This window comes from Streptomyces sp. TE5632 (assembly GCF_054061295.1).
Genome location: NZ_JBSSEA010000003.1, coordinates 4,042,026 through 4,066,275, shown reverse-complemented (window position 1 = coordinate 4,066,275; position 24,250 = coordinate 4,042,026). Strand labels below are relative to the sequence as shown.

The window sequence follows — 24,250 nt, the reverse complement described above, 5'->3', positions numbered from 1 at the left end:
TCGGAAGAGTTCCGCATCTTCGGCGGCCGTCGGGGCCTTAGACATGCGGCGAGACACGGGTGAGGGGCCTTAGGCCGTCCATGAGGCTCATGGACCGCCTAAGGCCCCATGACCGCTGTCGTCCCGGACGACTCCGGAGCGTGGGCGCTATCGGTCCGCACGTGCGCGGGCCCGCCGCCATTCGGGGGCCAGGACCGACCACACCTCCAGGTCGTGCCGTACGCCGTGGTGGAGATGGGCCTCGCGCCGCACCCCGTCCCGGGTCATGCCGAGCCGGCGGGCGGTGTTGAGGCTGGGCTCGTTGCCGGCGGCGGCGACCCACTCCACGCGGTGGATGCCGCGCTGCTCGACCGCCCAGTCGATCAGCACCCGCATCGCGCGGGTGACGAGCCCGCGCCCGGTGGCGGCGGGCTCGAGCCAGCAGCCCACCTCACAGGTGCCGTTCTCGGCGTCGAAGTGGAGGGTGAGCACCCCGCCCACGAGCCTGCCGTCCAGCCACAGGCCGTGCAGCGAGGCCGTGTCGGCGGCACGGAAGTCGGCGTACCGCTGGAGCGCCTCCCGCGCGGTGGACACGTCGGTGGCCCGGGAGCCGAAGGGGACGTACTGGTTGATGAACTCCCGGCCCCGCTCCAGATGGGCGAGGAACTCCTCCGCGTGCCAGGGCTCCAGGGGGCGCAGTTCGGCTCCGTCGTCACCCAGTCGTATCGCGTACATCCCGCTTCCGCCCCTCCTGCTGCGCGGGCACGGTCGCCACCCCGGCGTCCGTGGCCATGGCCGTGGTCAGCCTTTCATGGGCGGCGCGGGCCTCGGGAGGCTCGATGCTGATGCGCGGCAGGATCCGGTCCAGCGAGCGCGGCAGCCACCAGTTGGCCCCGCCGAGCAGATGCATGAGCGCGGGGACCAGCAGGGTCCGCAGCACGAAGGCGTCGAGGGCGACGGCCACGGCGAGCGCGATGCCGAACATGGCGATCACGCGGTCGCCGGTCAGGACGAAGGCGAGGAAGACCGAGATCATGATGACGGCCGCGGAGTTGATCACCCTGCTGGTCTCCGCGAGGCCGACCCGTACCGCGCGCCGGTTGTCCCCGGTCTCCAGCCATTCCTCGTACATGCGGCTGATCAGGAAGACCTGGTAGTCCATGGAGAGTCCGAAGAGGACCGACACCATGATCACGGGAAGGAAGGGTTCGATGGGGCCCGCGCTGCCGAGGCCGAGCAGTTCGCTGCCCCAGCCCCACTGGAAGATCGCCACGACCACGCCGAAGGCGCCGGCGACGGCGGCCACGTTCATCGCGGCGGCCTTGAGCGGTATGGCGACGGACCGGAAGGCGAGCAGGAGCAGCAGACAGCCCAGGCCGACGACGACACCCACGAACACGGGCAGCTTGCCGACGATGACGTCGGCGAAGTCGTCGTAGCCGGCCGTCACCCCACCGACCTGTACATCGAGGGTGGTACCGGCCTCGGCGGGCGGCAGCACGTCCTGGCGCAGCCGGTCGACGAGGTCGCTGGTCTGCTTCGACTGCGGGGAGGACTCGGGTATCACGGTGAGGTACGCGGTGTCGCCGCCGGAGCTGTGGACCACCGGTCCCACGGACGCGACGCCCTCGGTCTCGCTCAGCGTGGGGCCGAGCCGGTCCAGGGCGAGGCGGTCGGCGGCGCCGTCGACCTCGGTGACGAGGGTGAGGGGGCCGTTGACCCCGGGTCCGAAACCGTCGGCGAGGAGGTCGTAGGCCTGGCGGGTGGTGGAAGTCCTGGGTGCGTTGCCCTGGTCGGAGGTGCCGAGGTGCAGGGAGAGGGTGGGCAGCGCCAGCACCGCCATCACCACCAGCGCGAGCGCGCCGAGCAGCCTGGGGTGGCGCTCGACGAACGCCGACCAGCGGGCGGCGAAACCGGTCGGCAGTTCGGGCTGGGGGCCGAGTTCCGCCAGTCGGCGCCGCTCGCGGCGGTTGAGCGCGCGCATGCCGATGAACGACAGCAGGGCGGGCAGCAGGGTGACGGAGGCGGCCACGGTCAGCACGACGGTGAGTGAGGCCGCGACGGCGACGCCGTTGAGGAAGTTCAGCCGGAGGATCAGCATGCCCAGCAGGGCGATGCACACGGTGGCACCCGCGAACACGACCGCGCGTCCGGTGGTGGCGACGGCCTCGGTGGCGGCCTCGGTGACGGACAGCCCGCGCTTCAGGCCGCGCCGGTGCCTGGTCACGATGAACAGCGCGTAGTCGATGCCGACGCCGAGTCCGATCAGCATGCCGAGCATGGGCGCGAAGTCGGCGACGGTCATCACGTGCCCGAGCAGCACGATTCCGGCGTAGGCGGTGCCGACCCCGACCAGCGCGGTGGCGATGGGGAGCAGTGAGGCGGCGAGCGAGCCGAAGGCGAGGAAGAGCACGACGGCGGCGACGACCACCCCGACGACCTCGGCGAGGTGCCCCTCGGGGGCCTCGGTCAGTGCGGCGGCGCTGCCGCCCACCTCGACTTGGAGTCCGTCGCTCTCCGCGGCCTGGGCCGCCTCGAGCACGGCGGCCGCCTCGGCCGGGTCGATGTCCTTGGCCGGGTCGTCGAAGGTGACGGTGGCGTAGGCGGTGCGGCCGTCCGCACTGATCCGGCCGGGGCCCTGGGCGTCGTACGGGCCGGTCACCGCGGTGACGCCGGGCAGCTCCTCGATCCGGTCCAGGGTGCGGGTCATGGTCTGTTCGACGCCGGTGTCCCGGACACTGCCGGCCGGGGTGTGCCAGACGAGGGTGTCGCTGTCGCCCCCGAGGGCCGGGAATCCTTCGTGCAGCAGTTCGGCGGCGTGTCCGGACTCGGTGCCGGGCACGTCGTAGTCGTTCGAGTACGCGGATCCGGTCGCGAAGGCCCCGGCCGCGACCCCGCCGAGGGCGAGGAGCCACAGCAGGACCGTGATCAGACGGCGTCGGACACACCAGCGTGTGAGGGCTGCCACGAAACGTGCTCCCAAAGTGACGGTGTGGATCTTTGACCGGGAGCAGCCGATATGACCGAAACAACCCGCAAAGAACGCATGAGCAATGCAATGCAACTGTTACAGGCGAAAGTGATCGATTGTCGCGTTCGTGGCCTTATTCACAGTGCCGAGGATCGGCTCACCGGACAAACACACCGCCTCCGCCGCCGGAGGTGACTCAGCTCACCCTTCGCTCACCCGTCCCGACCCGCGATTCAGCCGGATCAGCCGGATCAGCCACATCAATCGAATTGGTCCCCCAGCGCCATCACCATCAGCCCCGCGACCAACAGCCACAGCGCCCTACGGGTCCGGCCGCGTGAGCCCAGCACGGCGGCGAGGGCGCAGCCGCCGGCCCCGCAGGCGTAGGCCACCGGGACGAGGAGCGGAGCGGAGCCGGTGAGGCGGAGCAGGGCGGCGGCCAGCCCCGCGAGGGCGAGCACCACGCCGGTGCAGACCGCGGCCCACCGCGCCCTGCGCGCCTCCCGCTCGTCGGCATCGGCGTCCTCGTCCTCGGCGGTCTCGGCGGTCTCGGCGTCCCCGGCGGTCTCGTCCTCGGCGGCCTCGGCGGTCTCGTCCTCAGCGCTCCCGTCGGTCTCGGCGTCCCCGGCGGCCCCGGCGGCGCTCGTCTCCTCGTCGGCATCGGCGTCCTGCGGCGCGTCGGCCGGCTCCACCCGGGGCTTCGGGGGTGTGTCGGAATCTGCGCGTCCACTCATGCCGCGGGAGCGTAGCGCCTCGGGCCCGGAAACCCGGATGCGGGGGCGGTGGCGACCTGTTAGCGTCCGTCGGTCCGACGTTCCGCGGCAGCCCGCCGCCGACCGAAGCAGGTGCTTTGATGACTGTCCGCCCGATTTCCGACGCAGTCCTTTCCCCTTACACGGATCCGAGGAGCCCGTTCACCGATGTCGGACATCACATCGAACACCCCGCACGACGACCTCACTAGCCGCCTGGCCCTCCCCCACTACCCCCGCAGCAGCGCCTACGACGTCCGCTGGACCATCGAGAACCAGATGGGCCCGCACGCGCTGTGGCTGCTGGAGTGGCTGGCCCCGGCCCTCGGCCTCGACACCCTGCGCCCCGGCGCGCGCGTGCTCGACCTGGGCTGCGGACGGGCCATGACGTCCGTCTTCCTGGCCCGGGAGTACGACGTTCAGGTCACCGCCGCCGACCTGTGGATCAAGCCCGACGAGAACGCGCGCCGCATCGCCGAGGCGGGCGTCGCCGACCGGGTGCTGCCGGTTCTCGCCGAGGCGCACGACCTGCCCTTCGGGGAGGAGAGCTTCGACGCGATCGTCTCCGTCGACGCGTACCACTACTTCGGCACCGATGACCTGTATCTGCCGACGCTGACCCGGCTGCTCAAGCCGGGCGGGCGGATCGGTGTCGTCGTCCCGGCGACGCGCGAGGAGCTCGAGGGCACCGAGCCGCCGGAGCATCTGAAGCCCTTCTGGGAGCCCGCCTTCTGGTCCTTCCACGCCCCCGGCTGGTGGCACCGCCACTGGTCCCGCAGCGGGGCGGTGGAGGTCGAGGCGGCCGACTGGCAGCCGGACGGCTGGCGGGACTGGCTGCTGTGGAGCGAGGTGTGCGCCGAGGAGAGCTCCAGCGACTTCATGGCGGGCATGGCGCGGGCCTCGGCGGAGATGGTGCGCGCGGACCGCGGGCAGACACTGGGCTTCGCCCGCGTGGTGGGCCGGCGCGTCTGACCGGTCGCCGCCGACCGCATGCCGAGGGGGTGCACCGGACACCGGTGCACCCCCTGACCGCTGTGCCGGCTCAGCCCTCGCCGACGCCCAGCTTCTGAAGGATCAGCTCCTTCACACGGGCCGCGTCCGCCTGACCGCGGGTGGCCTTCATCACCGCGCCGACCAGCGCGCCGACCGCGGCGACCTTGCCTCCGCGGATCTTGTCCGCGATGGCCGGGTTGCCGGCGATGGCCTCCTCCACGGCCGTGGTGAGCGCGCCCTCGTCGGACACGACCTTCAGACCGCGCTTGTCGACGACCTCGTCCGGAGTGCCCTCACCGGCGAGCACGCCCTCGATGACCTGGCGGGCCAGCTTGTCGTTGAGGTCTCCGGCGTTCACCAGCTCGGCGACCCGGGCGACCTGCGCCGGCGTGATCGCCAGCTCGTCGAGCGCCTTGGCGGACTCGTTGGCGGCGCGGGCCAGCTCGCCCATCCACCACTTGCGGGCGGAGGCCGCGTCCGCGCCGGCGTCGATCGTGGCGACGATCAGGTCCAACGCACCGGCGTTGAGGATCGCCTGCATGTCGGTGGCGGTCACACCCCACTCCTCGCGGAGCCGGTTGCGGCGCACCAGCGGCAGCTCGGGCAGCCCGGCGCGCAGTTCCTCGACCCATTCGCGGGACGGCGCCACCGGAACCAGGTCGGGCTCCGGGAAGTACCGGTAGTCCTCGGCCTCCTCCTTCACGCGGCCGGAGGTCGTCGACCCCGTGTCCTCGTGGAAGTGCCGGGTCTCCTGGATGATCGTCCCGCCGTCGTTCAGCACGGCGGCGTGCCGCTGGATCTCGAAGCGCGCGGCGCGCTCCACGGACCGCAGCGAGTTGACGTTCTTCGTCTCCGAGCGGGTGCCGAACTTCTCCCGCCCGTGCGGGCGCAGCGACAGGTTGACGTCGCAGCGCATCTGGCCCATCTCCATCCGGGCCTCGGACACGCCGAGCGCCCGGATGAGCTCGCGCAGCTCACGGACGTAGGCGCGCGCGACCTCGGGAGCACGCTCCCCCGCACCGGTGATCGGCTTGGTGACGATCTCGATCAGCGGGATGCCGGCTCGGTTGTAGTCGAGCAGGGAGTGGGACGCGCCGTGGATACGGCCGGTGGCGCCGCCGACGTGCGTCGACTTGCCGGTGTCCTCCTCCATGTGGGCGCGCTCGATGTCCACGCGGAAGGTCTCGCCGTCCTCCAGCTGCACGTCGAGGTAGCCGTTGAAGGCGATCGGCTCGTCGTACTGGGAAGTCTGGAAGTTCTTCGGCATGTCCGGATAGAAGTAGTTCTTCCGGGCGAAGCGGCACCACTCGGCGATCTCGCAGTTCAGCGCGAGGCCGATCTTGATCGCGGACTCGACGCCGGTCGCGTTGACGACGGGGAGCGCGCCCGGCATGCCGAGACAGACGGGGCAGGTCTGGGTGTTGGGGTCGGCGCCCAGTGTGGTCGAGCAGCCGCAGAACATCTTGGTCCTGGTGCCGAGCTCGACATGGACCTCGAGGCCCATGACGGGGTCGTAGGACGCCAGCGCGTCCTCGTACGACACCAGGTCGGTCGTGGTGGTCACGGTGAAACTTCCCTCTCAGCCCAGCAGGACGTCGTCGTCGCCCAGCCGCTTCAGCTCGCGGTAGAGGATGGCGAGGCCGGTGACGATGGCGGCGGCGGACACGGTGGCGTCGATCAGGACCAGGGTGTCCTTCTCCAGCCGCGCCTTCTTGACGCGCTTGGCGACGCCGATCGCGCCGAAGGCGGTGGCGGCCATGGACAGGTACGTACCGGACCTGGACTTCTTGAAGCCCTTGGCCTTGGTCAGTGCGCTCACAGCGACGGAGCCTCCTCGATCAGCGGGTGGCCCCACTTTTCCACGAAGGCGGCCTCGACGGCGGCACCCACCTTGTAGAGGCGGTCGTCCTTCATGACCGGGGCGATGATCTGCAGTCCGACCGGCAGGTTGTCCTCGGGCGCGAGGCCGCAGGGCAGCGACATGGCCGCGTTGCCCGCCAGGTTGGTCGGGATGGTGCACAGGTCGGCGAGGTACATCGCCATCGGGTCGTCGGCGCGCTCGCCGATCGCGAAGGCGGTGGTGGGGGTCGTCGGCGAGACGATCACGTCGACCTGCTCGAACGCCTTGTCGAAGTCCTGCTTGATGAGCGTACGGACCTTCTGGGCGCTGCCGTAGTACGCGTCGTAGTAGCCGGAGCTGAGCGCGTAGGTACCGAGCATGATGCGGCGCTTGACCTCCGGGCCGAAGCCGGCCTCGCGGGTCAGCGAGGTGACCTCCTCGGCGGAGTGCGTGCCGTCGTCGCCGGTCCGCAGGCCGTAGCGCAGGCCGTCGAAGCGGGCGAGGTTGGAGGAGCACTCGGACGGGGCGATCAGGTAGTACGCCGACAGGGCGAGGTCGAAGGACGGGCAGTCCAGCTCGACGATCTCGGCACCCAGTTCCTTGAGCAGCTCGACGGACTCGTCGAACCGCTGGATGACGCCGGCCTGGTAGCCCTCGCCGCGGAACTGCTTGACCACGCCGACGCGCATGCCCTGGACCGAGCCGTTGCGGGCGGCCTCGACGACCGGCGGGACCGGGGCGTCGATGGAGGTGGAGTCGAGCGGGTCGTGTCCGGCGATGACCTCGTGCAGCAGGGCTGCGTCCAGGACCGTGCGGGCGCAGGGTCCGCCCTGGTCGAGGGAGGAGGAGAACGCCACCATGCCGTAGCGGGAGACCGCGCCGTAGGTCGGCTTCACACCGACCGTTCCGGTGACGGCGGCCGGCTGGCGGATGGAGCCGCCGGTGTCGGTGCCGATGGCGAGGGGGGCCTGGAAGGAGGCGAGCGCGGCGCTCGACCCGCCGCCGGAGCCACCGGGGATCTTGGTGAGGTCCCAGGGGTTGCCGGTCGGGCCGTAGGCGCTGTTCTCGGTCGACGAGCCCATGGCGAACTCGTCCATGTTGGTCTTGCCGAGGATGACGACGTCGGCGGCCTTGAGCCGCTGGGTGAGCGTCGCGTCGTACGGCGGGATCCAGCCCTCGAGGAGCTTGGAGCCGACGGTGGTCGGGATGCCCTCGGTGGTGAAGATGTCCTTGAGCGCGAGGGGCACGCCGGCCAGCGGGCCGAGCTTCTCCCCCTTGGCACGCTTCTCGTCGACGGCACGGGCCTGCGCGAGGGCGCCCTCGCGGTCGACGTGCAGGAAGGCGTGCACCTTCTCGTCGACGGCCTCGATCCGGGCCAGGTGCGCCTCGGTGACCTGGACGGCCGTGAGCTCGCCGGAGGCGATCTTCGCGGCGGTGTCGGCGGCCGTGAGCTTGATGATGTCCATCATGGAATTCAGTCCTCCCCCAGGATCTGCGGCACCTTGAAACGCTGCTGCTCCTGGGCCGGGGCGCCGGAGAGCGCCTGCTCGGGGGTGAGCGAGGGACGGACCTCGTCCGGGCGCATGACGTTCGTCAGCGGCAGCGGGTGCGAGGTCGGTGGTACGTCTTGGTCGGCGACCTCGCTGACGCGGGCCACCGCGCCGATGATGTCGTCGAGCTGGCCTGCGAAGTGGTCGAGTTCTTCGGGCTTCAGCTCCAGACGCGCCAGCCGGGCGAGGTGGGCGACCTCCTCGCGCGTAATGCCAGGCATGCAGCGATCCTCTGGGGTGAGTGTGCGGTTCGGGGCTAGGGCCGTCGCGATCCGGGCCAGGCGTGGAGCGGCGGGCGGGAAGGTGACGACAGGCCCCAATCCTATGGGGCGCCGCCCCGTACCCGTGAAACGGTTTCCCCCGCCCCCACAATCACGGCCTACCGGTGCCGTGATCAGGACGCCGGAACCCGGGCCGACACCGCCCCGGCACCACCCCCGGCCACACCCGCCCGGTCGGCACGGGACGGTGTCAGGCCGGGCGGGTCGAGTCGTCGGACGCCGCTACCGGGAGGGCCGCTGCCGGACGCTGCCAGCCCCGGGGGCCGCGGGCGAGGAGCCAGGCGGTGGTCTCCTCGGGCGGCATCGCGGCCGCGACCAGCCAGCCCTGGACGGCGTCGCAGCCGAGGTCGCGCAGGCGTTCCCAGGTCTCGTCGTCCTCGACGCCCTCGGCGACGACGAGCAGGCCGAGCGAATGGGCGAGGTCGACGGTGCAGCGCACGATCTCGGCGTCCTCGGCGTCGACGGCCAGCCGGGCCACGAAGGAACGGTCGATCTTCAGTTCGCTGACGGGCAGCCGCCGCAGGTGCACGAGGGAGGAGTAGCCGGTGCCGAAGTCGTCCAGGGACATCTTCACGCCGTGGCCGGTCAGCGCGTTGAGGGTGTCGGCGGCGCGCTGCGGGTCCTCCAGGAGGACGTGCTCGGTGATCTCGAGCTGGAGCGCCCCCGCCGGCACGCCGTGCCGGGCCAGGCGCGCCGCGACGGAGCCGGCGAAGCCGGGGCTGTGGACGTCGCGCGGGGAGACGTTGACCGCGACCGGCACGTACAGACCTTGGGAACGCCATTGGGCGACCTGCCCGAGGGCGGTCTCCAGCACGTACTCGGTGAGGTGCGGCATCAGACCGGAGGACTCGGCGATCGCTATGAACTCGTCCGGCGGGACCCTGCCCCGTTCCGGGTGCACCCAGCGGACCAGGGCCTCCAGGCCCGCCACCTGTCCGTCGAAACGGACCTTGGGCTGGTAGTGGAGCTGGACCTCGTGGGCGTCCAGGGCCCGTCGCAGGTCGCCCAGGAGTCCCAGCCGGTCGGGGGTGTTGGAGTCCCGCTTGGACTCGTAGACCTCGACGCCGGTACGGTCCCGCTTGGCCTGGTACATCGCCACGTCCGCCCGCCGCAGCAGCCCCTCGGCGTCGAGGGCGTGGTCGGGGAAGACGGCGACGCCCGCGCTGGCCTCCAGCACGAGGGTGAGCCCGTCGAGGTCGAGCGGCGAGCTGAGCGCGGAGACCAGACCGCGGGCGACCCGGGTCGCGGACGTCGTGGAGTCGGCGACCGGCAGTAACACGGCGAACTCGTCGCCACCGAGCCGCGCGGCCTCCGCCCCGCGCGGCAGGGCCAGCCTCAGCCGGTCGGCGATCTGCAGCAGCAGCCGGTCACCGGCAAGGTGACCGAGAGTGTCATTGACCGATCGGAAACGGTCGAGGTCGATCAGCATCAGGGCGGCGCGGGCGTCGACGCGCTCGGCGTCGTCCAGCGCGGTCCAGATACGTTCCAGCAGCCACTGGCGGTTGGGCAGCCCGGTCAGCGGATCTCGCAACTGCTCCTCCGCCCGGGCCCTGGCTATCCACAGGGTGGAGTCGAGCGCGATCAGCGGGATGGCGAACAGCGGCAGCAGGATCGGCCGGGCGTACGCGACCACGCAGATCAGCGGCGCTATGCCGAGCAGCGCGACCGCGACCAGCCCCTGTCTGAGCAGGGCGGTGCGGGCGACGGTGGGCAGTCCGGCGCGCGGGGTGTGCAGGTACCAGGTGAGGGTGCGGGTGACCGCGAGATACGCGGCGGCGGCCAGCACCACCTCGGCAGCGGTGTGCAGACCCCAGGTGTCCGGGGTCGAGGGGAACTCGACGGACGGTACGGACCCGAAGAGCGCCGGCACCAGCGCGCCGGCGCCGATACCGAGCAGGTCCACCGCGCCGTGCAGGACGCCTTGACGCCAACGGCCCCGCCTGGCTATGCCGACCAGCACGACCACGGTGAGGCTGACCAGGCCGGCCGGGACCCAGCCGTAGAGCAGCAGCACCGCGAGGGTGACGGCGCTGCCCGAGCCGGTGCCGCCCCACCAGCGGGAGCGGCCCAGCATCACCAGGTGACCGACGATGATCCCGGTCAGCACGGCCAGCGACCAGCCGACCCGGCCCGACGGGAAGAGCGCGTGACCGCCGGTGAACGCCCGCAGGAAGCCGACGCCCAGGACGAACGCGGCCGCCGCGACGACCGCGGTGGGCAACGCGGGCCAGGACGGGTGGCGTTCGGTGTCCGCTTCGGACAGTCCGGTGCGGTGCGAGGGCAGTCCGGTGCCCGGCGAGGACGCTCGGGGACCGCGCGGCGACCGTCCTGAACCGCGCGGGGGCCGTTCCGAACCGCGCGGGGGCCGCCCGGGAGCGTGTCCGGCCGCAGGCCGTCCGACAGCCGCCTGCCCGGCGGCCGGCGGTCCGGCGCCGCGCGCGTCCGCGGTGTACGCCACCGGGCGCCCTTGGGTGCCCGGATGCCCCGCGGGCCGCCCGTCCCCACGTCTGCGTCGCCCCACGGCCGCCATGCGGCGCAGGCCCAGGCGCAGCCGTGAGCCCAGGGCGGCGCTCTCGGTGGGTTCCATTCCCGTCCCTCTCACAGCCGGCGGTGCCCACGCCGCACGGCTCGATCCCCGACTACCCTCAGCGGCTCCGTGACAGAAAGCCCTTCCACGGCCCCGTCATCAACACAGGGATGCCCCGACCGCAGCTGGGCACGGCAGGCGCACATCCCAACACTAGGCCGCAGAGGGCTTTCAGGGGCACCGGTCGCCGACGGTTGCCCGAATGCACCCCAGCCACCCGTATGCATCTGGTATGCACCGATCGGGTGGCCTCCCACCGCTACTCCTCGGCCTGAAGTGCCATGTCGGAGGCGGCTTCCGGCCCTTCTTCGAGAAGAACGGTGAAGCCCTCCTCGTTCAGAACCGGCACCTTGAGCTGCATCGCCTTGTCGTGTTTCGACCCGGGATTGTCTCCCACGACGACGAAGGACGTCTTCTTCGAGACCGAACCGGTCACCTTCGCTCCCCGGGTCTGCAGCGCCTCCTTCGCGCCGTCCCGGGTGTAGTGCTCCAGGGTGCCGGTCACCACAACCGTCAGTCCCGCCAGTGGACGCGGGCCCTCGTCCTCGCCGGACCCCTCGTCCTCCATGCGGACACCGGCCGCCCGCCACTTGCGGATGATCTCGCGGTGCCAGTCCTCGGCGAACCACTGCTTGAGGGAGGCGGCGATGGTCGGGCCGACCCCCTCGGTGCCCGCCAGCTCCTCCTCGGTGGCCTGCTCGATGCGGTCGATGGAGCGGAACTCGCGGGCCAGCGCCTCCGCCGCGACCGGGCCGACATGACGGATCGACAGACTGGTCAGCACGCGGGCCAGCGGACGCTCCTTGGCCGCCTCGATGTTCGCCAGCATCGCGACCGCGTTCTTCCTCGGCTCGCCCTCCTGGTTGGCGAAGACGGTGGCGATCTTCTCCTCTCCGGTTTTCGGATCCCGCTTGGGCAGACCGCTGTCCTGGTCGAGGACGTACGCCTTGATGGGCAGCAGCTGCTCGACGGTGAGGTCGAAGAGATCGCCCTCGTCCGTCAACGGCGGGTCCTCGGGCTCCAGCGGCCCGGTCAGCGCCGCGGCGGCGACATAGCCGAAGTGCTCGATGTCCAGCGCCTTGCGCCCGGCGAGGTAGAACAGCCGCTCCCGCAACTGGGCGGGGCAGGTACGGGCGTTGGGGCAGCGCAGGTCGACGTCGCCCTCCTTCATCGGGCGCAGCGGCGTGCCGCACTCCGGGCACTCGGCCGGCATCACGAACTCGCGCTCGCTGCCGTCCCGCAGGTCGGCGACCGGGCCGAGGATCTCCGGGATGACGTCACCGGCCTTGCGCAGCACCACCGTGTCCCCGATGAGGATGCCCTTGGCCTTGACCACGTCCTGGTTGTGCAGCGTGGCGAACTCCACCTCGGAACCGGCCACGGTGACCGGCTCGACCTGCGCGTACGGCGTGACCCTGCCCGTACGGCCCACGCCCACGCGGATGTTGACCAGCTTGGTGTTGACCTCCTCGGGCGCGTACTTGTACGCGATGGCCCAGCGCGGGGCACGCGAGGTGGAGCCGAGGCGGCCCTGGAGCGGGATCTCGTCGAGCTTGACCACCACTCCGTCGATCTCGTGCGCCACGGAGTGCCGGTTCTCGCCGTAGTACGCGATGAACTCCCTTACGCCGGCGAGGCCGTCGACGACCCTGTTGTGCTCGGAGGTGGGCAGGCCCCAGGTCTTGAGCAGGTCGTAGCCCTGGGAGAGGCGGGTCATGCCCTTGTAGCCCTCCAGGACACCGATGCCGTGGACCACCATGTGCAGCGGGCGGGTGGCAGTGACCCGCGGGTCCTTCTGACGCAGCGAACCGGCCGCCGCGTTGCGCGGGTTGGCGAACGGCTTGTCACCGGCCCCGACCAGCCGCGCGTTGAGCTCCTGGAACTTCTCCATCGGGAAGTAGACCTCGCCCCGGATCTCCACGAGGTCGGGGACCTCGTCCCCCTTGAGCCGGTCCGGGATCTCGGCGATCGTCCGCACGTTGGGCGTGATGTCCTCGCCGGTGCGGCCGTCGCCCCGGGTCGCCGCGCGGACGAGCCGGCCCCGCTCATAGGTGAGGTTGACGGCGAGGCCGTCGACCTTCAGCTCGCACAGGAAGTGGAACTTCTGCTCGCCCAGCTCCTTGTGGATGCGCTCGACCCAGGCGGCGAGGTCGTCGTCGTTGAAGGTGTTGTCGAGGGAGAGCATGCGCGAGACGTGCTGCACGGAGGTGAACTCCGTCTCGTACGCCCCGGCGACCTTCTGGGTCGGGGAGTCGGGCGTGCGCAGCTCCGGGTGCTCCTCCTCCAGCGCCTCCAACTCCCTCAGCAGCCGGTCGAACTCGGCGTCGCTGATGACGGGCGCGTCGTTCACGTAGTACCGGAAGCGGTGCTCCTCGATCTGCTCAGCGAGCCTGGCGTGCCGCTCCCGTGCCTCGGCCGGCACGCTCGTCGTCTCCGCCTGCTTGTCACCCGCCACCGTGTGTCCTCCCGTTACTCTGGGTTGTCCGCCAGGGATCTCGCCGCCCGGACGCAGTGCGCGTAAGCCCTGCGCGCGTACTCCGGGGAGGCCCCCGCGAGTCCGCACGCCGGAGTGACCGTGACCGCCTCCGGAAGAAGGTCCGGCCGCAGCCCCAGCCTGCGCCACAGCGTTCTGACACCCATGACGCTACCGGCAGGGTCTGACAACGGGCCGTCCGTGCCCGGCACGACCCCGGTGAACAGCCGGGCGCCGCTCTCCACCGCCTCCCCGATCGTTTCGTCGTCACGCTCGGTGAGAAGCGAGAAGTCGAAGGAGATCGCCTGCGCGCCCGCCCGGCGCAGCAGGGCGAACGGCACGTCCGGCGCACACGAGTGGACCACGACGGGCCCGCCGTCGTGCACCCCGACGACGTCCCGGAGCGCGGCCTCCACCAGCTGCCGGTCCACCGCGCGGTGGGTGCGGTAGCCGCTGGCGCTGCGCACCCGGCCGCGCAGGACGTCGGTGAGGGACGGCTCGTCGAGCTGGAGGACGAGCCGCGCGCCGGGCACCCGGCGCCGCATCTCGTCGAGGTGCAGACGCAGCCCCTCGGCGAGCGAGGCGGTGAGGTCGCGGCAGGCACCGGGGTCGGAGAGGGCGGACTCCCCGTTCCTCAGCTCCAACTGGGCGGCGAGCGTCCAGGGACCCACGGCCTGCACCTTCAGCGGGCCCTGGTACCCCTGGGTGAACTCCTCCAGCGCGTCGAGGTCCTCGCCGAGCCAGGAGCGGGCCCGCTTGGTGTCCCGCCCCGGCCGGTCCCCGATCCGCCAGCCGCTGGGCTCCACGCGCGCGTACAGCTCGACGAGCATCCCGGCGGTCCGTCCGATCATGTCCGCGCCGGGCCCCCGGGCGGGCAGTTCGGGCAGGAACGGAAAGTCCTCGAAGCTCCCGGTGACGGTCTTGACGGCCTCGCGGGCGTCCCCGCCCGGCATCGACCCGATCCCGGTCGCGGCCCCGAACCTGAACTGGCTGTTATCGCTCACCGGAGAAGCGTACGGAACGGGCCGGGCATCCCGCGTCCCGGTCCGTACGCCCGTGGGGTCGGCACGTCCGTGGGGTCAGCGTCCCGGCCGCACCGTCAGGTCGTTGACCTCCGCGTCCCTCGGCAGGTCGAGGGCCATCAGGACGGTCGTGGCGACCGACTCGGGGTCGATCCACCGGCCGGGGTCGTACTCCTTGCCCTCCTGCTGGTGGACCTTGGCCTGCATGGGGCTGGCGGTGCGGCCGGGGTAGACCGAGGTGACGCGGACGCCGTTGTCGTGCTCCTCGTGGCGCAGCGAGTCGGCGAGGGCCTTCAGGCCGTGCTTGGAGGCCGCGTAGGCGGACCACTGGGCGTGGGCGTTCAGCCCGGCGCCGGAGTTGACGAAGACCACGTGGCCCCGGCTCGCGCGGAGCTGGGGCAGGAAGTGGCGGGTGAGTTCGGCGGGGGCGACGAGGTTGACGTCGAGCTGGTGCCGCCAGGTCTTCGGGGTCAGCTCGCCGACCGTGCCGAGGTCGACGACGCCGGCGATGTGCAGCAGGGAGTCCACCCGGTCCGGGAGCGACTGGTGGGAGAAGGCCCAGCTGAGCCTCTCGGGGTCCGCAAGGTCGCCGACGAGGGTCCGCGACCCGGGGAACGCGGCCGCCAGCTCCTTCGCCCGCCCCGCCTCACGCGCGTGCAGCACGAGTTCGTCCCCACGCGCGTGCAGCCTGCGGGCGACGGCCGCGCCGATGCCGGAGCCCGCTCCGGTGATCACATGTGTAGCCATGCCGCCATGCTCGCATCACCGGCGGCTCACTCGATCCCCTGGCTCTCCTCCAGGTACGCCAGGGCCCCTACGGGCTCATCGGCGAAGAAGACCAGGTCGGTGAGGGCGCGGGGCAGGAAGCCCTCGTCCTCCATCCGCCGGAACTGCGTCTTGAGGCCGTCGTAGAAGCCCGCGGTGTTCAGCAGGACCACCGGTTTGTCCGTGTGCCCGTGCTTCTTCAGCTCCAGGATCTCGGTGGCCTCGTCCAGGGTGCCGGTGCCGCCCACCATGATCACCACCGCGTCGGCCTTCTCCAGGAGCAGGCGTTTGCGCTCCGCCAGGTCGGGGGCGATCACCATCTCGTCGGCGTCCCGGCGCGCCGTCGCCGCCAGGAACTCCACCGAGACGCCGAGGAGCCGTCCGCCCGCCTCCTGCACCCCGTCGGCGACGACCTTCATCAGGCCGACGTCGGAACCGCCCCACACCAGGGTGTGGCCGCCCTTGCCCAGCAACTCGGCGAACTCCCGCGCGGGGCGCGTGTAGCGCTCGTCCAGATCGGCCGCGGAGAGAAAGACACAGATGTTCACGGGCCCACAGTACGGGCCCGGTCGGGCAGCGCGGTGAGCCGCAGCCGGTCTCCGGCATCCGGTGGTGCGGGCTCAGTCCGTGTGCGACCAGGTAGTCGAACTGCATCCGGCCGATGCGGGCCCATTGTTCCCTCGAGGGGTTGTGCCCCACCGCGGCCTCGGCGCTGCGGGCCGCGTCGGAGGCCATCACGGCCCGGTAGTAGGAGATGTGGTCGCGGTGCCACAGCCGCAGCCAGGCGTCACGCAGCAGCCGCCGGGCGTGGCGGGGGGACGCGCCGGGGATGCCGCACGGCGTAGCGGACCCGGTGGGCGAGGGTGCTGCGGTTGCGTCCGGCGCCCTCGGCTCCCATGGTGCCTCCTGGGGGGAAGAACTCGGCTTCAGCGTGCGCTGTATCCGTCGACCCGGCTACCCGAGAGGAGCGTGGACCGTGACCAGTGGCCACCGCATCACCGTCGAGCGGAGCGACCGGCACGTGCGCGTGGTGCACGGCGGGGAGGTCCTGGCCGAGAGCGACCGGGCGCTGGTGCTGCGCGAGACGGGCTGTCCCGCGCGGTACTACATCCCGCCCGAGGACGTACGGCTCGACCTGCTGACCCCGTCCGGGACCCACACCCACTGCCCCTTCAAGGGCACCGCGTCCTACTGGTCCCGCCCGGACGCGGCCGATCTCGTCTGGGCCTACCCGGACCCGAAACCGGGCGTCGCCGGAATCAAGGACCACCTGTGTTTCTACGACGTGGAAGTCCGATGATCGGATAGAAGGGTTGTGATCGACGGACGCGCCGCCCACCTCACCCATGATCGGGCCGCGGTGCGGCAGTCTGCGGGGATATGGACAAGAACATCGTTTCGCGTGACGGCACCCTCATCGCCCACGAGAGCGCCGGACGGGGTTCCGTGGTCGTCCTCGTCAGCGGCGCGATGTCGACGGGCGCCACGGTGGCGCCGCTGGCCGCACCGCTCTCGGAGCGGTTCCGGGTCGTCGTCTACGACCGCCGGGGCCGCGGGGCGAGCGGGGACACCCCGCCGTACGCGGTGGAACGCGAGGTCGAGGACCTGGCGGCGCTGATCGCGGCGATGGGCGGGGAGGCCTCGCTGTACGGCGTCTCCTCGGGCGGCGCGCTGGCGCTGCGCGCGGCGGCGAACGGTCTGCCGGTGCGCCATGTCGCCGTGTACGAGACGCCGTACGCGATGTCCGAGGAGGACCTGCGCGAGCGCGCGCAGTACACCGAGCGCCTGACGGCAGCGCTCGCCGAGGGGCGCCGCGGGGACGCGGTGGAGCTCTTCCTCCGCCTCACCGGGCTCGGCGAGGCGGTGATCCAGAGCGCCCGGCAGTCCCCCCTGTGGGCCGGTATGGAGTCGATGGCGCCGAGCCTCGCCCACGACGACGCCGTTATGGGCGACGGCGGCGTCCCCGTGAAGCTGCTGGCGTCCATCCCCGTACCGGTGCTGTCCATCGCGGGCGACGCGAGCCCGCCCTGGATGCGCGAGGCCGCCCGGGCCATCGCGGACGCCGTCCCCCGGGGCACCTGCCGAACCCTGGCCGGCCAGACCCACATGGTGGAGCCGGACGTCCTGGCCCCGGTCCTGACGGAGTTCTTCGCCCGCTGAGACCCCGTTCCGCTCCGCAGTGCGGCGCCGGACCCACGAGCGGTGTGCTCGTCGAGGCGGGTGCCGCGGCGTGGAGCCCCACGGCGCGGACGCGCTCACGGGGCTCCACGGCACCTGGGAAAACGAGGGGGCGCGGGATCAGCGGTGGGTGCGGAAGCTCGACTCGAAGCGGTGGAAGGCCCCTTCCTGCTTCCACTGCGCGGCAGCCTTCGGGCTGGCCTCCAGCAGGTCCCGGCAGTCCGCGCCGGGGCCGGCGGCACCGAGGTCGACGTCCTGGCAGGCGGCGACCGGACGGTAGCCGTCACGGGTGGGGTTGCCCTGCCAGAGGCTCGCGCCCGGGAGGAAGGCGTACTCCAGGGAGGCGCGGGCGAGGTCCTTCAGCTCCGGGTAGGACAGGCCGTAGGTGTCGGCGGCGTACCGGTACTCGTGGCTGATGTCGATGCGGCTGACCCCGGGGTCGTCCGTGGCCAGCACGACGGGCACGCCGTAGGCGCGGTAGGTCTCGAAGGGGTGGTCGTCGCCGCGCACACCGAGGATCTGGGCGTTGCTGGTGAAGGGGACCTCGACGGCGGTCTCGCGGGCGGCCATGGTGCGTGCGGTGCGCTGCCAGTCGTCCTCGTGGACGAGGTCGACTCCGTGGCCGATGCGGTCGGCGCGGGCGACGTCCACGGCCTCCTTGATGTGGAACGCGAGGTCGGCGGGCTTGACCAGGCCCGGCCACAACTCACCCGCGTGCAGGGTGACGTGCGCTGCGGGGTAGACACCGCGGAGGTACTGCACCATGCGCATCTGCAGGCTGTAGTCACGCAGTGCGCCCTCCGAGTCCTCGGGCTGGACCAGGTTGACCGCGACGAACCGTGGATCGCGCTCGGCCAGGCGCATGGCGAGGGCCATCTGTGTGAAGACCCGCTCCGGTGAACTGCCGCGCGAGACCTGGGAGACCCAGCGCACCGGGAGACGGCAGGCGGGCTGGGGGTCGCCGGTGTCGCAGCCGGCGACGGTACGGAACTCGGCGTCGGCGTCGTCGGATTCCTTCCGGGCCTCGGTGACCAGCCGGTCCAGCCCGCCCCCGGCCGTCAGCTTCTCGTGCAGCCGGGCCAGGTCCGCGTCCCAGCCGACCTCCGCCGCGAGGTCCTTCGCCCCGTCGGAGGCCGGGGTGACCATGGTCTCCAGGTAGAACTGGTTCTGCGCGGCGACGTCGTTCGCGACCTCGGCGAGCAGTTTCCCGCGGTGGCGCCACGTCACCTCGCCGAACTTGCCGAAGGTGTCGAAGAAGTGGTCGTGGCCGTTGCCGTCGGCCGGGAAGTCCTGCATGGACCAGGCGCGCACGATCGCGTCGTGGAAAGCGCGGTCGGTGCGGGCGTCCGCGGCGGGGCGGGTGCCCGCGCCGCACGGCGGTGCGACGGCGGTCATCGTCGAGGTGTCGACACACAGCCCGTCCTCGGCGGCCAGTTCGACGAGGTACTCGGTGGAGACCGCGCCGGAGAGGTGGTTGTGCAGGTCGCCGCCCTTGGGCAGCCGGCGGAAGAACTCCCGCGCCCGACGCGGGTCGTCGCGGATCGTGTCGAGGCGGGCGGCCGTGACCGCCTCGCCGGCGGTCACCGGGCGCGGGGGCGGCGCCGCCGGCCGGGCGGGACCGGCCGTGTCCGGGCCGGCGTGGGCGGCGGGCAGGACGGCGGGAGAGGACAGCAGTACCAGGGCACTGAGGCCGGTGACGGCCACGGTGCGGCTGCGGCGCGAGAGGCCGGGGATCCGATGCATCACACCCGGGTGATCGTCGCGGGTGCCGTCCAGGACACGGGTGCGGGGCGAAGTGCGTCGGGTGACCACCCGGGTGGCGGAACCGCGGGTCCGTGGCGCGTACCGCCGGCCGCCGCACCCGAAGCAGTCAGCCGACTTCCTTCACGCGGTGGTCCAAGAACTGTGAGAGGCGGCCTCGTCCCGTCCGACCTGCATGGGCACAAGTCGTCCCACTCGGAAGAAGACGGCGACAACTGCGTGGAAAACGCCGTCGCCGACGAGGACGGCGACGTAGCGATACGAAACAGCACACGTCCACAGCCGGTTGTCAGAACAAGCCGCGCCGCGTTCACCGCCCTCGTCACTCGACTACGTACCGGCCACACCCCATTGAGCAGCACGGCCGGCCTCCGGACGAGGCGGGTACCTGGTTCACCGCCTCGGGCTCCTACGTGCGGGGGATCCTCACGGTCGGGCCCAGAGCGACTCCTCGGGATACGCCGGGGCGCGTCATCGAACGTCGACCGCGTCCTTCCCGCACCGGAGGTCGTAGAAGCGGATCGAAGCCCGAGCGCCGGCTAGTGCCTTGGCGAGGAGACGGCTCCGCGCCACAGTCGCGGCTCCTCCTGCGCGAACTGCCGTTCGCGCACGTCGGCGTCGGGTAGCGCGAGCCGGACGGCCCGTCGGAAAGCCGCTCCGTGGCCGGGGTGCTTGAGGTGGCAGAGCTCATGGATCAGGACGAGGTCCACCAGGGCGACCGGCAGCTGTATCACCGCCCAGTGCACGGTGATCGCGCCCTCAGGGGAACAGGCACCCCAGCGACGGCCGAGGTCCCGCACCTCGATGCCGGCCGGATCACGCACTCCGGCCAGTGACGCCAGCGGCGGCAGCCGGGCAGCGAGCCAGCGCTCCCCGCGGCTGCTGTACCACTCCACAAGGGGCCCGGCATCGGCGGCGGCCGACCGCGATCGGGGCAGCTCCAGCCATCCCTGCCGCAGTCGTACGTGACTGCTGCCGTCGTCGGGAGTGAGCTTGAGCCGGTACCGGCGGCCCAGGTAGGCGAAGCCTTCGCCGCCGATCAGGTCCTTGACCGGTTCGGCCGCCCGCAGGCCCTGACGGCGGCGGACCTCGGCGGCGAGACGCGGCATGCGGCCACGCACCGCGTCGGCGATCTCTTGGGGATCCGCTTCTGCGGGAATCGCGAAGAGCACCCGGCCGTCCTCGGCGATCTCGATGCCGAGGGTGCGGCGCCGGGGCCGCACGACGACATCCCACCGCCACCCCCTGGGCACGGGGAGATCGGCGATGGCCTGTTCGACGACGGTGCTCACCCGCTCTTCCTACCATCCGGCAAAGACATCACCCTGCCCGGCAGCCATCGGCGGTCACCTACTCAGGTGTCCCCGCCGTCCGCCTCATCGCGCGGCCGGTATCCGAGGAAGTACTCGTGCCTCTCCACGGCCAGCTCCGTCAGATGGCTCGCGAGGTCGCCGATGTCGTCCCAGTCCATGGCGAGCCAGGTCTCCAGGTGCTCACAGAGTTCGCTGCGCATGCGGTTGCGGGCGGCGGTCTGCGTATGTATCTGCGGCCGCCGGACGAGCACCGACAGCTCCGTGGTGAGGCCGCGGGCCGCCCGGATCAGATCGGTGCCCGGCGGCCACGGTTCCCGCACGGCGTCTTCGGCGTGCTGCTGGAGCAGTCCGAGGACCAGCCGTTCGGTCCGGGAGTCAAGGCCGTCGTCGTTCTCCGGCTCCCGCTCCGCCGCGGCCACGTCCCCGACCAGACGCGCCAGGTCGGCCGCGGCCTGCTCGAAGTCGTCCCGCATCCGCGCGATGATCTCTTCGAGCCGGAGACTGAACCGCTGGTAGCCCGCCCGGTCGCCGCCGATCTTCGCGGTGATGCGCAGCTTCAGCGAGCCCGTCATGTACGAGCACCGCGCCCGGGGGTCGGCGTTCGCGTCGACCCGTTCCATGAACTCCGGGTCGGTGAGTTCGACGGGTGGGATCCGCTGCCGGATACCGGTGGTCTCGATGTGCTGCGAGATGAGCCGGCGCACCTTGGCCCCGTAGCGGCGCGGGCTGAACTGTTCGCGGCCGTCGAGGTAGCGGCGTCTGGCCATGTACTGCAGTGTGCCCAGCTGGCCGGCCAGCTCCCGGTACTTCAGGGCCTCCGGGTCCGGCAGGACCGCGTTGAGCGCCGTCAGGAAATCACGGACGCGTTCGTCGAACTCGCCCCGCAGCAGAGGATCGCCGAGGCGTTCACCGAGGAAGTGCTCCCACTGGGACTCGTCGCCGGGGTCGGTGACGTTCTGCCCGGCCAGGAAGCGGGTGACCTTCGCCCCGAGGTCTTCCAGGAGGGCCTTGGCGGCGGCGTCGGACCGCAGCAGCAGTCCGTCCCGGTCCGGGTCGCGGCCGTCGGGCTGCGGTCCCTCGTAGTCCGGCTGGAGGTGGTCCACGGAGACGTTCCGGTAGCCGAGGACGTGCCGCAGGTGCTCCTGGTCGTAGGAGGCAAGCGAGCGGGCCAGTTCGGGACCGATGCCGACGTAGTCGACGACCCGGCCCCACTTCTTGGCCGGGTAGGGCCGGTTGGTGCGGGCCACGGCCTGCAGCAGCCCCGCGCCGGACAGCTTGCAGTCCAGGTAGAGGACCTGCTCGACGGGTGCGTCGAAGCCGGTGAGCAGCATCGACTGGACCACCAGGAAGGCCATGGTCTCCGGTGGCGCGCCGCCCTCGGTGTCCGGCGGCGCGGGCGGTCCGCTGTCCGCGGGCAGGTCGAGATCGACGTTCCACACCTGGCCACCGCTCGCCGGGGTGCCGACGCCGGACGGCCGCAGCCCGTGCGTCCTGACGTTCCATGCCGGGTCGGCCGTGATGTCGCGCGGAGGCAGCCCCTTCTTGAAGCGTTCGATGTGCGCGTCCTGGCAGCTCTTGGTGATCCACGGCCGCCACGACTCCGGGTCGCTGCCGCCCTGGCCCACGGAGGAGATGACGACGGCCGCGTCGAGCGTTCTCAGTACCTCGCGGTCCGGCAGGAGCATGAGGAGCGCCCGCTCCTCGTCGTCGGCTTCGAGCGCGGCCATGGGGTCGGCGATCAGGGCCGGGTCGAGCGCGTCCAGGCGGGCGACCAGCCGGTCGCGGGCGGCGAGCAGCGCGGTGCGGTAGCGGACCGCGGCGAGCCGGGAGACGGTGGCGATCTGTGCCCCGAAGCGGTCGGGCAGCGCGGTGCGGGCCCAGTGGCCGAGCATGTGCTCGGCCTTGGCCTCGATCACCGAAGGGGCTTCCAGGATCTCGTTGCGGCGGCCGAACGTGCGCAGCACCTTGGCCCGCAGCTCCGGATCGGACGGCACCTTCTCGTCGAACCGGGCGTCGAGGACGGCCTGTTCGATGACGTCGAGCGGTACGGCGTACGCCTCATAGCGAACGGGCACGACGGACCGGTCGAGTTCGGCGTCGCGCAGGGTGTACGTGTCGGCGTACGGGCCGAAGATCTCCTCGCTGCGCTTGCGGTTGCTGCTGATCACCGGGGTGCCGGTGAAGCCGACGAAGGCGGCGCGCGGCAGCATGGCCCGCCAGCGGGCGTGCTGCCACTTGTCCTGGCCCCGGTGGGCCTCGTCGACCAGGACGACGACGTGGTGGTGGGGATTGGCCACCCGATTCTGTACGTACCCCTCGCCCTCGGCGCCGTCCTCGTCATCGTCGTCGGGGACGGTGTCAGGCAGTGACTCCTCCCGGCCGTCGTACGCGGTGTCGTCGCGCTGCGCCTTCTGCAAGGTGACGAGGACGACGTCCCCGACATCCACCTCCAGGTACTTCCTGGCCCGCGGGACGTTCGGCGCGCGGTGCACCTTCTCCTCGGTGGCGGCGAGGCTCGTCCGGATCTGCTTCTCCAGGTCGAGGCGGTCGGTGACCACGACCACCTTGTGCGACTTCAGAGCGGGACGGCTGCGCAGGTGCCGGACCAGGAACGCCATGGTCAGGCTCTTGCCGGAGCCCTGGGTGTGCCAGACGACACCGCCCCGGTGGCTGACGGCCACGCCGGCCGCCGCCTTCCGGTCCCGCTCCTCCAGCTTCCGCGTGAGTGCCTTCACCGCCTTGAACTGCTGGTGGCGGCCGACCAGTTTGACCGTACGATGACCGCTGCCGAGCCGGGTGGTGAAGTCCCGTACCAGGTCGAGGAGATGGGCGGGGCGCAGCATCCCGGCGACCAGGATCTCCTGGTCGGTGAGGGCTGCCGACGCGGGCTTGCGCACCTCCTCGCGTACGCGGTCCTCGCTCACGGGCGCGACCGTGCGCCACGGGGCGAAGTGCCGTGGTTCCGCGGTGACCGTGCCGGTCTCGGCGTGGTCACGGTCGGTGCCGACCAGCACCTGCGCGAAGCGGACGAACTCAGGTACGGCGGCTGGGGAGTTGACGCTGGCGTACCGGAGAACCTGGTCGACGGCGTCGTCCAGGGCGGCTCGCACGTCTCCCTGAGGGCCGGACACCACGGGCGCCTTGCACTCGATCACCACCCACGGCAGCCCGTTGACGAACAGCACGAGGTCGGGCGTGACGGGACCGGCGTCCTTGCGCTCGACCCGGAACTGGGAGACGACGAGCAGGTCGTTGCCGCCGCCGGGCGTCTCCGGCCGCTCCCCGAACTCGCCGTCCCAGTCGACGAGCCGTACGTGTTCGGGGTCGCCCTTCGTCCAGCCCGGCAGGGTGCGGGCGTTGCGGCCCTTGCGTAGGAGGTCGGTCACCTCCAGGTTCCCGGCGACGCCGCGTTCCTTCGGGCCCTGCCCCGGCGCGGTGCCCTGGACCAGGGCGAGGAGGTGGTCGAGCTGTGCGTCGCTCAGCCAGGGTTTCCCGTCCGACGGCCTCGGGTTGATCCTGGCCACGGCGGCCTTGAACCGGTCCGCGTACACGACGGTCTCGAAGCTCGTACGGTCCGAGGCGCCCGGCACGGTGGCGGGCCCGGCGGTCGGGCCGCCCCGGAGATGGGTCCAGCCCATCGCCGTCAGCTGCTCGATCAGCGGCCGCTCGGTCCTGACGTACTCCGGCTGCTCCGCCACGCGCCTGCCCTCCCCGGCCACCGGCCTCGCCCCCCGCCCTCCGGTACGGGACAGGAGATCGAAACTCTATCGGCGGCCGGGAAGCTT

General features: G+C 71.7%; 19 protein-coding genes and 1 pseudogene. 4 read left to right on the top strand and 16 right to left on the bottom strand.

The genetic code is table 11. The features are described from left to right. Window positions 1-147: 147 nt before the first annotated feature. From ACVW19_RS23885 to ACVW19_RS23875, 3 genes are all read right to left on the bottom strand, one after another. Complete coding sequence (locus ACVW19_RS23885) at window positions 148-714, bottom strand: GNAT family N-acetyltransferase (protein ID WP_457461603.1); 567 nt, start codon at window positions 712-714, stop codon at window positions 148-150. Then, window positions 692-2,947, bottom strand: a complete 2,256-nt coding sequence (locus ACVW19_RS23880; protein ID WP_457461601.1) for an MMPL family transporter — start codon at window positions 2,945-2,947, stop codon at window positions 692-694. Before ACVW19_RS23880 ends, ACVW19_RS23885 begins: the two co-directional genes overlap by 23 nt. A gap of 263 nt (window positions 2,948-3,210) precedes the next feature. Beyond that, window positions 3,211-3,684, bottom strand: coding sequence for a hypothetical protein (locus ACVW19_RS23875; RefSeq protein ID WP_457461599.1), 474 nt, complete (start codon window positions 3,682-3,684; stop codon window positions 3,211-3,213). A 186-nt stretch (window positions 3,685-3,870) separates the two neighbouring features. Here ACVW19_RS23875 and ACVW19_RS23870 point away from each other — a divergent pair, with 186 nt between their 5' ends. Beyond that, window positions 3,871-4,674, top strand: a complete 804-nt coding sequence (locus ACVW19_RS23870; protein WP_457461598.1) for an SAM-dependent methyltransferase — start codon at window positions 3,871-3,873, stop codon at window positions 4,672-4,674. A gap of 70 nt (window positions 4,675-4,744) precedes the next feature. On the opposite strand, the gene gatB is transcribed toward ACVW19_RS23870, so the two are convergent. The 10 genes and pseudogenes from gatB to ACVW19_RS23820 all read right to left on the bottom strand — a co-directional run. After that, window positions 4,745-6,259 carry an Asp-tRNA(Asn)/Glu-tRNA(Gln) amidotransferase subunit GatB gene (gene gatB / locus ACVW19_RS23865; protein ID WP_457461596.1) on the bottom strand — a complete coding sequence of 505 codons (1,515 nt, stop codon included), beginning with the start codon at window positions 6,257-6,259 and terminating at the stop codon, window positions 4,745-4,747. A gap of 15 nt (window positions 6,260-6,274) precedes the next feature. Beyond that, window positions 6,275-6,514: a hypothetical protein gene (locus ACVW19_RS23860; protein ID WP_399976919.1), complete on the bottom strand. Its 240-nt coding sequence runs from the start codon at window positions 6,512-6,514 to the stop codon at window positions 6,275-6,277. Further along, window positions 6,511-8,004, bottom strand: a complete 1,494-nt coding sequence (gene gatA, locus ACVW19_RS23855; RefSeq protein WP_457461594.1) for an Asp-tRNA(Asn)/Glu-tRNA(Gln) amidotransferase subunit GatA — start codon at window positions 8,002-8,004, stop codon at window positions 6,511-6,513. The genes ACVW19_RS23860 and gatA overlap by 4 nt, the downstream gene beginning before the upstream one ends. Window positions 8,005-8,009: 5 nt before the next feature. After that, window positions 8,010-8,306, bottom strand: coding sequence for an Asp-tRNA(Asn)/Glu-tRNA(Gln) amidotransferase subunit GatC (gatC, locus tag ACVW19_RS23850; RefSeq protein ID WP_031117542.1), 297 nt, complete (start codon window positions 8,304-8,306; stop codon window positions 8,010-8,012). Window positions 8,307-8,556: 250 nt separating this feature from the next. Then, window positions 8,557-10,953: a putative bifunctional diguanylate cyclase/phosphodiesterase gene (locus tag ACVW19_RS23845; protein WP_457461592.1), complete on the bottom strand. Its 2,397-nt coding sequence runs from the start codon at window positions 10,951-10,953 to the stop codon at window positions 8,557-8,559. Between the two features lie 259 nt (window positions 10,954-11,212). Next, window positions 11,213-13,408: an NAD-dependent DNA ligase LigA gene (ligA, locus tag ACVW19_RS23840; RefSeq protein WP_457461590.1), complete on the bottom strand. Its 2,196-nt coding sequence runs from the start codon at window positions 13,406-13,408 to the stop codon at window positions 11,213-11,215. A gap of 14 nt (window positions 13,409-13,422) precedes the next feature. Further along, window positions 13,423-14,430 carry a methionine synthase gene (locus ACVW19_RS23835; protein ID WP_457461588.1) on the bottom strand — a complete coding sequence of 336 codons (1,008 nt, stop codon included), beginning with the start codon at window positions 14,428-14,430 and terminating at the stop codon, window positions 13,423-13,425. A gap of 75 nt (window positions 14,431-14,505) precedes the next feature. Then, window positions 14,506-15,195, bottom strand: a complete 690-nt coding sequence (locus ACVW19_RS23830; RefSeq protein ID WP_457461586.1) for an SDR family oxidoreductase — start codon at window positions 15,193-15,195, stop codon at window positions 14,506-14,508. Between the two features lie 26 nt (window positions 15,196-15,221). Continuing rightward, complete coding sequence (locus tag ACVW19_RS23825; RefSeq protein ID WP_457461585.1) at window positions 15,222-15,761, bottom strand: LOG family protein; 540 nt, start codon at window positions 15,759-15,761, stop codon at window positions 15,222-15,224. A 28-nt stretch (window positions 15,762-15,789) separates the two neighbouring features. Next, window positions 15,790-16,111 (bottom strand): annotated as a pseudogene (locus ACVW19_RS23820) (methyltransferase); the annotation flags it as partial. Window positions 16,112-16,189: 78 nt separating this feature from the next. Between ACVW19_RS23820 and ACVW19_RS23815 the strand changes: the two are divergent. Together ACVW19_RS23815 and ACVW19_RS23810 are read left to right on the top strand one after the other, a co-directional pair. Then, a complete protein-coding gene (locus ACVW19_RS23815; protein ID WP_457461583.1) occupies window positions 16,190-16,513 on the top strand; it encodes a DUF427 domain-containing protein in 324 nt (107 codons plus the stop codon). Window positions 16,514-16,593: 80 nt separating this feature from the next. Next, window positions 16,594-17,373: an alpha/beta fold hydrolase gene (locus ACVW19_RS23810; RefSeq protein WP_457461581.1), complete on the top strand. Its 780-nt coding sequence runs from the start codon at window positions 16,594-16,596 to the stop codon at window positions 17,371-17,373. Between the two features lie 138 nt (window positions 17,374-17,511). Here ACVW19_RS23810 and ACVW19_RS23805 read toward each other — a convergent pair whose 3' ends face one another. After that, the gene (locus ACVW19_RS23805) at window positions 17,512-19,134 is read right to left on the bottom strand and encodes an adenosine deaminase family protein (protein WP_457461579.1); all 1,623 of its coding nucleotides are present in this window, start codon (window positions 19,132-19,134) and stop codon (window positions 17,512-17,514) included. On the opposite strand from ACVW19_RS23805, the gene ACVW19_RS23800 reads away from it, so the two are divergent. Beyond that, on the top strand, window positions 19,129-19,695 hold the full coding sequence (locus ACVW19_RS23800) for a DUF397 domain-containing protein (RefSeq protein ID WP_457461577.1): 567 nt from the start codon (window positions 19,129-19,131) through the stop codon (window positions 19,693-19,695). The two genes, ACVW19_RS23805 and ACVW19_RS23800, sit on opposite strands and share 6 nt — an antisense overlap. On the opposite strand, the gene ACVW19_RS23795 is transcribed toward ACVW19_RS23800, so the two are convergent. Beyond that, the gene (locus ACVW19_RS23795; RefSeq protein WP_457461576.1) at window positions 19,692-20,444 is read right to left on the bottom strand and encodes a M48 family metallopeptidase; all 753 of its coding nucleotides are present in this window, start codon (window positions 20,442-20,444) and stop codon (window positions 19,692-19,694) included. The genes ACVW19_RS23800 and ACVW19_RS23795 overlap by 4 nt on opposite strands. A gap of 62 nt (window positions 20,445-20,506) precedes the next feature. After that, entirely contained in the window at window positions 20,507-24,163 is a 3,657-nt protein-coding gene (locus tag ACVW19_RS23790; RefSeq protein ID WP_457461575.1) for a type I restriction endonuclease subunit R, read from the bottom strand. Window positions 24,164-24,250: the final 87 nt, after the last annotated feature.

Bases quoted from the DNA above. Each gene is read 5' to 3' on its own strand.
- ACVW19_RS23845 (WP_457461592.1), bottom strand. From the start codon at position 10,953: ATGGAACCCACCGAGAGCGCCGCCCTGGGCTCACGGCTGCGCCTGGGC.
- ACVW19_RS23800 (WP_457461577.1), top strand. From the start codon at position 19,129: ATGCATCACACCCGGGTGATCGTCGCGGGTGCCGTCCAGGACACGGGT.
- gatA (WP_457461594.1), bottom strand. From the start codon at position 8,004: ATGATGGACATCATCAAGCTCACGGCCGCCGACACCGCCGCGAAGATC.
- ACVW19_RS23870 (WP_457461598.1), top strand. From the start codon at position 3,871: ATGTCGGACATCACATCGAACACCCCGCACGACGACCTCACTAGCCGC.
- ACVW19_RS23805 (WP_457461579.1), bottom strand. From the start codon at position 19,134: ATGCATCGGATCCCCGGCCTCTCGCGCCGCAGCCGCACCGTGGCCGTC.
- ACVW19_RS23885 (WP_457461603.1), bottom strand. From the start codon at position 714: ATGTACGCGATACGACTGGGTGACGACGGAGCCGAACTGCGCCCCCTG.
- ACVW19_RS23810 (WP_457461581.1), top strand. From the start codon at position 16,594: ATGGACAAGAACATCGTTTCGCGTGACGGCACCCTCATCGCCCACGAG.
- gatC (WP_031117542.1), bottom strand. From the start codon at position 8,306: ATGCCTGGCATTACGCGCGAGGAGGTCGCCCACCTCGCCCGGCTGGCG.
- ACVW19_RS23830 (WP_457461586.1), bottom strand. From the start codon at position 15,195: ATGGCTACACATGTGATCACCGGAGCGGGCTCCGGCATCGGCGCGGCC.
- ACVW19_RS23875 (WP_457461599.1), bottom strand. From the start codon at position 3,684: ATGAGTGGACGCGCAGATTCCGACACACCCCCGAAGCCCCGGGTGGAG.